The sequence below is a fragment of the Myxococcota bacterium genome (assembly GCA_035498015.1).
GTDB lineage: Bacteria > Myxococcota_A > UBA9160 > SZUA-336 > SZUA-336 > VGRW01.
Genome location: DATKAO010000074.1, coordinates 1 through 10,306 on the forward strand (window position 1 = coordinate 1; position 10,306 = coordinate 10,306).

Sequence of the window (10,306 nt, forward strand, 5' to 3'; positions counted from 1 at the left end):
GTCATCGAGAAGGCCGCGCTGATCTACGGCCAGATGAACGAGCCGCCCGGCGCGCGCGCGCGCGTGGGTCTCTCGGCGCTCACGGTCGCGGAGTTCTTCCGCGACGAGGAGGGCCGCGACGTGCTGCTCTTCATCGACAACATCTTCCGCTTCACGCAGGCGGGCTCGGAAGTGTCTGCACTGCTCGGGCGCATTCCGAGCGCGGTCGGCTACCAGCCGACGCTGGGCACCGACATGGGCGCGCTGCAGGAGCGAATCACTTCCACGCGCAAGGGCTCGATCACCTCGGTGCAGGCGGTGTACGTGCCCGCGGACGACCTCACCGACCCGGCGCCGGCCACCACGTTCGCGCATCTCGACGCGACCATCACGCTGTCGCGGCAGATCGCGTCACTGGGCATCTACCCAGCGGTGGATCCGCTCGACTCCACCAGCCGCATCCTCGATCCGCTGGTCGTGGGCGAGGAGCACTACAAGGTCGCGCGCGGCGTGCAGCAGGTGCTGCAGAAGTACAAGGAGCTGCAGGACATCATCGCGATCCTGGGCATGGACGAGCTGTCCGACGACGACAAGCTGGTCGTGTCTCGCGCGCGCAAGATTCAGAAGTTCCTGGGCCAGCCGAACTTCGTCGCGCAGCAGTTCACGGGTGTCGAGGGCAAGTACGTCAAGATTGCAGACACGATCAAGAGCTTCCGGGAGATCATCGAAGGCAAGGTCGACGACGTGCCGGAGCAGGCGTTCCTCATGGTCGGCGGCGTCGACGACGCGCGCGAGAAGGGCGAGCGCATGAAGGCGCAGGCGCAGTGAGTCTGCGGCTCTCGGTGGTGACTCCCAGCCGCTCGGTCGTCGAGACCGACGCGGATTCGGTCGTCGCGCCGGGCAGCGAGGGCGAGTTCGGCGTGCTGCCGGGCCACGCGCCGCTGCTGGCGGCGCTGCGCCCGGGCGTGCTGACCTTCTCGGTCGGCGGCCGGGAGAGCCGGCTCGCGCTCGGCGGCGGCTTCGCCGAAGTGACTCAGGAGCGCGTGACCGTGCTCGCGCCCAGTGCCGAGGCGCCGGACAAGATCGACGCCACGGAAGCCGAGGCGCGCCGCGCCAACGCCGCCCGGGCGCTGGACGAGGCCGGCGTGGCCGCGCCGCTGGAAGAGGTCGCGCAGCTGCGCGAAGCGCTGGAACGCGCCCAGGCGCGAGTGGACGTGCTGCGCGGGCCCGTTTGACTTCGTTCGCCTGCGGCTCACTGCGCGTGCCTCCGGCACTTGCGGGCTCGGCTCGGGGCGGCCCTCGCCTCGCCGGCCGGTGACGTAAGATGAGCCGTGGCCCATGACCCGATCACGACCCCGACGGTAGAGATCGCCCCGAATCGCGAGTCCGTGTTCCGTCACCCCGAGCAGGCGGCGGCCGCGGCCGCGAAGCTCGCGGCGCTCGAGCAGCGCACCGGCCGCAAGCCGAACCTGTTGATCGTGCTCATGGACGACGTCGGCTGGGGCGACTTCGGCTGCTACGGCGGCGGGGTCATGACCGGCGCGCCCACGCCGCACATCGACCGGCTGGCGCGCGAGGGGCTGTTGCTCACCTCGTGTTACTCCGAGCCGTCGTGCACGCCGTCCCGGGCGTCGCTCATGACCGGCCGGCTGCCCATGCGCCACGGGCTCCTGGTCCCGCCCATGTACGGCATGCCCGGCGGTCTCGCGGGCGAGGTCACGCTGGCGCAGCTCCTGTCCCAGGCCGGCTATGCCACGCAGGCGGTGGGCAAGTGGCACATGGGCGAGAACCTCGAGTCACAGCCGCAGAACGTCGGCTTCGACGACTTCTTCGGCTTCCTCTCGGTGTCCGACATGTACACCGAGTGGCGCGATCCGTACTTCTTCCCCGAGATCGTCTACAGCGACGAACGCACCCGCTGGGTCAAGAACGAGCCGTTCAACAAATGCTGGGTGCACGCCACGCGCGGCGCGGAGCCGCGCATGGTCGAGGAAGTCACGATCCCCGTGCTGTCGCGGCTCGACGACGAGTGGGCGACTTACTCGGAGCGCTTCATCGAGCGCATGGCGAACGAGAAGAAGCCGTGGCTGCTCTACCACTGCACGCGCGGCGCCCACTTCGACAACTACCCGCACGAGAAGTTCCGGGGCAAGTCACCGTCGAAGCACCCCTACAAGGACACGATCATCGAGCTCGACGACATCGTGGGCCGGCTCGCGCGCGCGCTCGAGCGCACGGGCCAGGCCGAGAACACGCTCGTGTTCGTCTCGTCCGACAACGGACCCGAGATGGAGACCTGGCCCGATGCCGCGTTCACGCCGTTCCGCTGCGCGAAGGGCTCCACCTGGGAAGGCGGAGTGCGCGTGCCGGGCGTGCTCTGGTGGCCGGGCATGATCGCGCCAGGCGCGTCCGACGGGCTGTTCGCGCAGCTCGACCTGTTCGCCACCCTCCTGACACTGGCCGGTGTCGGCGAGCGCGTGCCGACCGACCGCTTCATCGACTCGATCGACCAGACCTCGTTCCTGCTCTCGCCCGGGGGTCTCTCGAACCGCAAGTTCCACTACTACTGGCTCACGGTGAATCTCTCGGCGGTGCGCGTGGGCGAGTACAAGTACATGACCACGTCGATCTCCGACGACTCGACCGACGTGGTGAATCCCGGCGGCTTCACGGGCGTGCTGCAGCAGTACCCGTACGGGCGGCTCTACAACCTGTATCTCGACCCGAAGGAGACCCACAGCTACCTGATCCGGAAGCTGGTCTACATCGAGGTCATCATGCGCGCGCTCGCGCGCCATCGCGCCACCTTCCAGAAGTGGCCGAATCGCCCGCCGCAGGTGACTGCCCGGGGGCGCTAGCGCGCGAGAGACTCCCGCAGCAGGTGCGCGATCTGGCGCACGTCGCCATCGGACAGCTCGGGGTAGATGGGCAGTGACAGCACCTCGCGTGCCGCCGCGTCGGTCTCGGGCAGGCTGGGCGCGTCCGGCGCATACATGGGCAGCGCGTGATTCGGGATCGGGTAGTAGACCTGGGTCGACACGCCGTGACTGTCGAGCGCCTTCTGGATCCCCGCGCGCTTCTCGGCCGGCACGCGCAGCGTGTACTGGTGGAACACGTGCGTGCAGCCCGGCGCGATGCGCGGGGTGCGGATGCCGGCCACGCCGGAGAGCGCCTCGTCGTAGCTGGCGGCCACGCGCCGGCGGGCGTCGTTCCACACCGCCACGTGCGGGAGCTTCACGCGCAGGAGCGCCGCCTGGATCTCGTCCAGGCGCGCGTTGTAGCCGATCTCGGTGTGGTGGTAGCGCTGGCGCGAGCCGTGCGCGCGCAAGCTGCGCACCGAGTCGGCCAGCGCCTCGTCGTCGGTCGCGATCAGGCCCGCCTCGCCGAACGCGCCCAGGTTCTTCGACGGGAAGAACGAGAACGCCGCCGCGTTGCCCAGGCCTCCGATCTTGCGCCCGCGGTACACGGCGCCGAAGGCCTGCGCGGCGTCCTCCAGCACGGCCAGGCCGCGCCGCTGCGCGAGGTCGGCGATCGCGTCCATCTCGGCCGGGTGACCGAACAGGTGCACGGGCACGATCGCGCGCGTGCGCAGGCCGATCGCCTTGGCCACCGAGTCGGGCTCGAGGCAGTAAGTCGTGGGCTCGATGTCGGCGAACACCGGCTTCGCGCCGATCAGGCTCACCGCCTCGGCGGTGGCGAAGAAGGTGAACGAGGGCACGATCACCTCGTCGCCCGGGCCGATGCCGAGCGCCCGCAGCCCGAGCACCAGCGCGTCGGTGCCCGAGCCCACGCCGATCGCGTAGCGCGTGCCCAGGAAGGCGGCGGCCTCGCGCTCGAAGGCCTCGACGTTCGGGCCCAGGATGAAGCGCCCGGAGCGCAGCACGTCGTGCACGGCCTTCTCGAGCTCGGGCCAGAGGCGGTCCGTCTGCTCGCTCAGGTCGACCATGGGGATCTTGCGAGTCACTTCACCACCTCTTCGATCGCGCGCCCGATGCCGGCGCGGAAGTTCTCGAGCGAGAAGCGCGCCGCGTTGGCGCGGATCGCGCTCGGGTCGAGCTTGCGCTCGAGCTCCGCGAAGGCCGCGAGCGCCGCGCGCAGTGACTCGGGCGTGGGCTCGCCGAAGAACACGCCGGTGGGCGCGCGGCCCTGCGCGTCGCCCGGCCCGACGACCGTCTCGGTCGCGCCGCCGCGCCCGAAGGCGATCACGGGCTTGCCCGCGGCCTGCGCCTCGACCGCGATGATCCCGAAGTCCTCGAGCTGCGGGTAGACGAGCGCGCGGCAGCGCGCGTACAGGTCGTCGAGCTCGGTATCGGACACGCGGCCCAGGAAGCGCACGTTGGGCGGCGCGGTGCGCTCGAGCGCCGCGCGCGTGGGGCCGTCGCCGGCGATCACCAGCGCGTGCGGCGTGCCGCGGAACGCCTCGATGGCCAGCGACTCGGCCTTGTACGGCACGAAGCCGCCGAGCATGAAGAAGTAGTCGCCGCTGCGCGCCTCGAGGCCCGCGAAGCGCGCCACGTCGACGCCCGGGTACACCACCGACGCGTCGCGGCCCCAGGCGCGGCGCACACGGTCGGCGATCGCGTGCGAGATCGCCACCACCTGCGTGATGCGCGCGGGCGAGCTGGTGCGCCGGTCCCAGCGGCGCAGGTACGCCAGCAGCGGCGCGGCCAGCAGCCGCCGGGGCCCGCGTCCGAGATACTCGTCGGCCAGATCCCAGGCGTAGCGGATCGGCGTGAAGCAGTAACACAGGTGCGGCGTGCCGGGCGCCACGCGCACGCCCTTGGCGAACGAGTGACTGGTGGAGATCACCAGGTCGTAGCCCTCGAGCCGGAAGCGCTCGATCGCCCAGGGAAAGAGCGGCAGGAGCTTGCGGTAGTGTCGCGCCGCGCCGGGCATGGCCGAGAGCGGGCTCGGAACGATGTGCAGCCGCTCGATCTCGGGAGTCACCGTGCCGGCTACGTGCACCAGGGTGTACAGGTCGGCCGCCGGGAACATCCGGGCCAGCTCGAGGAGGACCTTCTCACCTCCGCGGAAGCCCGTGAGCCAGTCGTGCACCAGCGCGACGCGCATGCGCGCGCAGGTTAGCGCAGGGCGCCTCTCATGACTTGACGACCGAGGCCACGAGCTTGGCCTTGTTGCCCTCGATCGAGACGCGGAATTTCACCTTCGCGCCCGGGTGCTTCTGCTTCAGCGCGGCCGTCTGCTTCTTCACGATCTCGGCCAGCTTCGCGCGGTCGGGCGCCGCGCTCTTGTCGCCGACGCGCTGGCGCGCCGCGCTGAACGCCTCGAACAGCTTGTCGATCGCGCCGGGCCGCTCCTGCGGGGGCGGCGCCTTCAGCGGGCTCGGCGTCGCGTCCGAGATACCGCGCTCGCGCTCGTGGAGCCTGGCGCGGAACACGTGTCCTTTGTAGGTGCCCTGCTCGATCTGCCGCATCGTGCGGCCCCACTGCTGGCGGTAGATCTGGAACTTCGAGTTGAGTTGGTTGAAGCGGAACTTGTGGTGGGTCTTGCGCAGGGTCTGGTTCGCGTATTTGACGATCACCTTCTGAACGCGGCCCTGGAGCACCTCGGGCGGGCGCTTCAGGATCCCGAGGAAGTACTGGTCGTACTCGACCCGCAGCCGCTTCAGGCTGTGGTCGAGGTCGTCGAGCTCCTCGTCGATCTCGTCCTGCTGGTGGCGCACACCCATTCGGAGTCACTTCGGCCTCTGGCGGCGCGCGCTTGAGTCAGCGGGTGCCGGCGGCGGCCAGGAGCGCCAGGGCAGATCCGGCGATCTTGCGCTCGAATGGACCGTTGCGGCCCGTACACGGGTCCGTGTATGTGAGGCAACTACCTGGATTAACAAGGGATTTTTCATCTGGTCGCTTTGACATCGACCGGGGGCGCGGGTAGACTCGAAGACCTGGGACGCACCTGAGTTGAACGAGAGCCGCGATCTCGACCGCATCATCGCCTTCCTCCACGACGACCTCGAGCAGGTCGAGCGCGTCATGCGCGAGGCGCTGCGCTCCGTGACGCCGGTCGTCCCGACGATCGGCGAGCACACCTTCGGCAGCGGCGGCAAGCGCATCCGCCCGGTCGTCGTCCTGCTCGCGTCACGCCTGTGCGGCTATCGCGGCCCGCGCGCCATCCAGATCGCCGCCGCGGCAGAGTATCTGCACAGCGCGTCATTGCTGCACGACGACGTGGTCGACGGCGCCGAGACGCGCCGCGGCCGGGCGAGCGTGAACGCGCGCTTCGGGTCGAAGCTCGCGATCCTGGTCGGTGACTTCCTGTTCGCGCGCGCCTGCCAGACGCTGGTCGAGGACGGCGACCAGGACATCCTGGCGAGCTTCGCGGACAGCATTCGCGCCATGGCCGAGGGCGAGGTCATGCAGCTGACGCGCAGCTTCGACCCCGACATCACCGAGTCGACCTACATCGACGTGATCGGCGGCAAGACCTCGAGCCTCCTGGCCGCGTCGGCCGAGTCGGGTGCCGTCCTGGGCGGCGTGACGCGCGCCGAGCGCCGGGCCGTGCGCGACTACGGGGCGCAGCTCGGGCTCGCGTTCCAGCTCGTCGACGACGCGCTCGACTACGCCGGCCTCGAGAGCGACCTGGGCAAGGCGCCGCTCACCGACGCCGCGGAGGGCAAGCTGACCCTGCCCCTGATCGCGACGCTGAAGCGCTGCTCCACGGGCGAGCGCGAGGCCGTGTCTGCCTTGCTCAAGAGCTTCGCGCTGCAGAGCGCGGCGGGCCGCGTGCCCGAGCGCGACGAGGTGCGCCAGGTCGCCGAGTGCGTCGCGCGCCACCACGGCGTGGAGAGCACCTTCGAGCGCGCGCGCCAGGTCGTGGCACAGGCCCGCGCGCGCATCGAGCCGTTCGTCGACTGCGAGGCGAAGCGCGCCATGCAAGCGCTCGCCGACTTCGTGGTCGAGCGCAGTCACTGACTCGCTTCCCCGCCTCACCCCGCGAACCTCGCCCCAGACACGAAGAGGAGGATGCGCACCATGCGTCATCCAATCGCGGTGGTCGTCGCGCTGGCGGCGGCCGTCCTGCTGCACACGTCGGCGCTCGCGGCCGGCAGCGACTCCGGGGCGCGGGGCTCCGGAGCGCAGGTCACGGGCGTGGTGAACGTGAACTCGGCCACGGCCGAAGAGCTCTCGCTCCTGCCCGGCGTCGGGCCCGCCAAGGCCCAGGCGATCATCCGCTACCGCTCCGAGCACGGCGCGTTCAAGCGGGTCGAGGACCTGGCCCAGGTGAAGGGCATCGGCGAGAAGCAGGTCGAGAAGCTGCGCCCGCACCTGGCCCTCGAGGGCAAGACGACCGCACAGCCCGCGAAGTGAGCGGCACGGGGACGTGGCCTCGAGGCCACGTCCCCGTGATCCGTGCTAGAACACGCGCGTGACTGCCCCGGCTCAAGGCGTGGGTAGGGTGCCCACGCCGCTCACTGGTCAAGGCGTGGGTAGGGTGCCCACGCCGCTCACCGGTCGTGCCCTCTGGCTGCTGCTCGCGCTGCTCGCGGCGTGCGGCGAGCCGCCGCGCGCGCCGGCGAGTGAGCCGCGCATCGTGTCGCTGTCGCCGTCGACGACCGAGATCCTGCTGGCGCTCGGGCTGCGCGAGCGCATCGTGGGCGTGGACCGCTTCTCGCACGAGCTGCCCGGCTGCGCCGGCATTCCGTCGCTCGGGGGTCTGTTCGCGCCCGACCTCGAGCGCACGCTCGAGCTGCGGCCCAGCGCCGTGGTGGGCGTGGCGAGTGAGTCGCAGGCGGCGTTCTTCGGCGAGCTGCGGCGGCGCGGCGTGGCGGTGCACGAGGTCGACACCGGCGGCTCGCTCGACGCGGTGATCGCGAACTACGAGACGCTCGGCGCGGTCGTGGGCCGCGCGGCCGAGGGGCGCGCGCTCGCGGCGCGCGTGCGCGGCGAGCTGGCCGAGGTCGCGCGCTCGGTCGCGGGCCGGCCGCGGCCGCGCGTGGCGCTGGTCGTCGAGCGCGACCCGCTCTACGTGGCCGCGGGCGGGAGCTTCGCCGGCGCGCTGATCGAGGCGGCCGGCGGCGCCAACGTGTTCGCCGACCTCGCGCGCGCCTATCCGCAGGTGTCGCTCGAGCTCTTGGCCGCGCGCGCGCCCGACGTGCTGATCGACTCGACCCAGTCCGACCAGGGTCCCGAGTCACAGGCTGCGGCGCGCGCCTACTGGGGACGCTTCGCCTGGGCGCACCGGGTCGAGCTGGTGCCGCCCGGCGTCGCCACCTTGCCGGGGGCCGAGCTCGCGCGCGGCGCGGAGCTCCTGCGCGCGCGCATCCATCCCGAGCTGCGCTCGTGACTCGCCTCTCGCGTCCCGCGGTGCTGGCGCTGCTCGCGCTCTTGCTCGTGGCCGCGCTCGCGGCGAGTCTCTGGCTCGGCTCGGTCGAGCACCCGAGCCGCGAGATCGTGCTCGGCATCCGCCTGCCGCGCGCGCTCCTGGCGGCGATGGTGGGCGCGGGGCTCGCGACCGCCGGCGCCCTGCTGCAGGCGCTCTTGCAGAACCCGCTCGCCGACCCGTACGTGCTCGGCATCTCGGGAGGCGCGGCGCTCGGCGGCGTGGCCGCGCTCGCGCTGGGCAGCGGCTTGTGGCTCGGCGCAGCGGCCGTGCCCCTGGTCGCATTCGCGGGGGCGCTCGGCGCGAGCCTCCTGCTCTACGCCGTCGCGGCCGCGGGCGGGCGCGCGCCGGCGCACAGCCTGCTGCTCACCGGCGTGGTCTTCAACGCCTTCGCGTCGTCGGCGATCGTGTTCGCGACTAGCGCCGCGGATCTCGCGCGCGTGGCCGGCGTGTTCCTGTGGCTGATCGGCTCGATCCGCCTGGTCGAGCCGGTGCTGCAGGCCGCGGTGGCCGTGCTGCTCGCGGTCGGGCTCGCGATCGGGCTGCGCTTCGCCTACGCGCTGAACCTGATCGCGCAGGGCGACGAGACCGCGTCACATCTCGGTGTAGACGTGCCCTCGGTGCGGCGCTGGGTGCTGGCCGGCACGGCGCTCATGATCGGCGCGTCGGTCTCGGTCTCGGGGCTGATCGGCTTCGTGGGGCTGATCGTGCCGCACCTGTTGCGGCTGGCGTTCGGCTCCGATCACCGGCTCTTGGTGCCGGGCTCGGCGCTCGGCGGTGCGGCGTTTCTGGTCGTGGCCGACACGCTCGCGCGCGTGGTGCTCGCGCCGACCGAGCTGCCCGTGGGCGCACTCACGGCGCTGATCGGCGGCCCGCTCTTCCTGGTGTTGCTGCGGCGCGATCTCGCGCGGATGCCGGCGTGACGGCCCTGGTCGAGGCGCGCGGGGTCGCGCATGCGTTCGGGCCGACACCGGTGCTGCGCGGCGTGGACGTGGCGCTGCAGCCCGGCCAGCTCGTGGTCGTGGTGGGACCCAACGGCGCCGGCAAGACCACGCTCGTGCGCGTGCTGTCGGGCGTGCTGCGCAGTGACTCGGGCGAGGTCGCGCTCGACGGCGAGCCGCTCGCCGGCCGCAGCCGGCGCGAGATCGCGCGGCGGCTGGCGGTGGTGCCGCAGGAGAGCGCGGTGCCGTTCCCGTTCAGCGTGCGCGAGATGGTGGCCCTCGGCCGGGCGCCGTTTCTCGGCGCGTTCGGCCGCGAGTCGGCCGAGGACGTGGCGCGCGTCGAGGCAGCGCTCGCGGCGCTCGAGCTCGAGAAGCTCGCCGAGCGCGCCTACCCCACGCTCTCGGGCGGCGAGAAGCGCCGCGTGCTGCTGGCGCGCGCACTCGCCCAGGGCGTCGACGCCTGGCTGCTCGACGAGCCGACCGCGTCGATGGACCTCGGCCACGGCCTGTTCTGCTTCGAGTGGCTCGCGGCGTGGCTGCGCGCCTCAGCGGCGCGCGGGGTGCTGCTCGTGACTCACGAGCTCTCGCTGGCCGCGCGCTTCGCCGACGAGCTCGTGCTCCTGGTCGGCGGCGCGGTCGCGGCGCGTGGCGCGCCCGCCGACGTGCTGACTCCCGAGCGCATCGCGGCGGTCTACGGCGTCGAGGCCCGCGTCGAGCGCGACGAGGCGGGGCGGCTCGTCGTGTCGCCCCTGCGCTCGATCCGATAGACTGCGCCGCCATGAGTCGCATCACCGTGGTGAGAGCCCGCGAGATCCTCGACTCGCGCGGCAACCCGACGCTCGAGGTGGATGTCCGGACCGAATCCGGCGCGGCGGGCCGCGCGGCCGTGCCTTCGGGCGCATCGACCGGCAGCCGCGAGGCGCTCGAGCTGCGCGACGGCGGCAAGCGCTACCGCGGCAAGGGCGTACAGCGCGCGGTCGAGCACGTGAACGGCGAGCTCGCGCGCGCGGTGGCGGGGCTCGAGCTGGGCGGCCTCTCCGAGCAGGCCG

Annotated in this window: 12 protein-coding genes; 9 read left to right on the plus strand and 3 right to left on the minus strand. The window is 72.0% G+C overall.

Translation table 11 applies throughout. The features are described 5' to 3' along the window. The 3 genes from atpD to VMR86_05860 form a co-directional block, all read left to right on the plus strand. Positions 1-807 (plus strand): F0F1 ATP synthase subunit beta (gene atpD, locus VMR86_05850; protein HTO06564.1); only part of this gene is annotated, 807 nt, incomplete at its 5' end. Continuing rightward, positions 804-1,214: an ATP synthase F1 subunit epsilon gene (gene atpC / locus VMR86_05855; GenBank protein HTO06565.1), complete on the plus strand. Its 411-nt coding sequence runs from the start codon at positions 804-806 to the stop codon at positions 1,212-1,214. The genes atpD and atpC, both read left to right, overlap by 4 nt. Positions 1,215-1,310: 96 nt before the next feature. Continuing rightward, positions 1,311-2,837 (plus strand): arylsulfatase, encoded by a 1,527-nt coding sequence (locus VMR86_05860; GenBank protein ID HTO06566.1) that lies wholly within the window; start codon positions 1,311-1,313, stop codon positions 2,835-2,837. Here VMR86_05860 and VMR86_05865 read toward each other — a convergent pair. Genes VMR86_05865 through VMR86_05875 form a run of 3 tightly spaced genes read right to left on the minus strand, consistent with a single transcriptional unit; the run spans position 2,834 to position 5,668 of the window. Then, positions 2,834-3,943: a DegT/DnrJ/EryC1/StrS family aminotransferase gene (locus tag VMR86_05865; GenBank protein HTO06567.1), complete on the minus strand. Its 1,110-nt coding sequence runs from the start codon at positions 3,941-3,943 to the stop codon at positions 2,834-2,836. The genes VMR86_05860 and VMR86_05865 overlap by 4 nt on opposite strands. After that, on the minus strand, positions 3,940-5,049 hold the full coding sequence (locus VMR86_05870; protein HTO06568.1) for a glycosyltransferase: 1,110 nt from the start codon (positions 5,047-5,049) through the stop codon (positions 3,940-3,942). The genes VMR86_05865 and VMR86_05870 overlap by 4 nt, the downstream gene beginning before the upstream one ends. A 28-nt stretch (positions 5,050-5,077) precedes the next feature. After that, positions 5,078-5,668 (minus strand): MXAN_5187 C-terminal domain-containing protein, encoded by a 591-nt coding sequence (locus VMR86_05875; protein ID HTO06569.1) that lies wholly within the window; start codon positions 5,666-5,668, stop codon positions 5,078-5,080. A 229-nt stretch (positions 5,669-5,897) separates the two neighbouring features. Between VMR86_05875 and VMR86_05880 the strand changes: the two genes are divergently transcribed. The 6 genes from VMR86_05880 to eno all read left to right on the plus strand — a co-directional run. Further along, complete coding sequence (locus VMR86_05880) at positions 5,898-6,908, plus strand: polyprenyl synthetase family protein (GenBank protein HTO06570.1); 1,011 nt, start codon at positions 5,898-5,900, stop codon at positions 6,906-6,908. Between the two features lie 60 nt (positions 6,909-6,968). Beyond that, on the plus strand, positions 6,969-7,304 hold the full coding sequence (locus VMR86_05885) for a helix-hairpin-helix domain-containing protein (GenBank protein ID HTO06571.1): 336 nt from the start codon (positions 6,969-6,971) through the stop codon (positions 7,302-7,304). A gap of 115 nt (positions 7,305-7,419) precedes the next feature. After that, entirely contained in the window at positions 7,420-8,280 is an 861-nt protein-coding gene (locus tag VMR86_05890; GenBank protein ID HTO06572.1) for a helical backbone metal receptor, read from the plus strand. Then, positions 8,277-9,239, plus strand: coding sequence for an iron ABC transporter permease (locus tag VMR86_05895; protein HTO06573.1), 963 nt, complete (start codon positions 8,277-8,279; stop codon positions 9,237-9,239). Before VMR86_05890 ends, VMR86_05895 begins: the two co-directional genes overlap by 4 nt. Continuing rightward, positions 9,236-10,024 (plus strand): ABC transporter ATP-binding protein, encoded by a 789-nt coding sequence (locus tag VMR86_05900; GenBank protein HTO06574.1) that lies wholly within the window; start codon positions 9,236-9,238, stop codon positions 10,022-10,024. Before VMR86_05895 ends, VMR86_05900 begins: the two co-directional genes overlap by 4 nt. 11 nt (positions 10,025-10,035) lie before the next feature. Beyond that, positions 10,036-10,306, plus strand: a 271-nt coding sequence (eno, locus tag VMR86_05905) for a phosphopyruvate hydratase (protein ID HTO06575.1), incomplete at its 3' end; no start/stop codon positions are given.

What these genes read in the sequence shown, in the direction of transcription:
- VMR86_05885 (HTO06571.1), top strand. Translation starts at nt 6,969, where the DNA reads ATGCGTCATCCAATCGCGGTGGTCGTCGCGCTGGCGGCGGCCGTCCTG.
- VMR86_05870 (HTO06568.1), bottom strand. Translation starts at nt 5,049, where the DNA reads ATGCGCGTCGCGCTGGTGCACGACTGGCTCACGGGCTTCCGCGGAGGT.
- VMR86_05875 (HTO06569.1), bottom strand. Translation starts at nt 5,668, where the DNA reads ATGGGTGTGCGCCACCAGCAGGACGAGATCGACGAGGAGCTCGACGAC.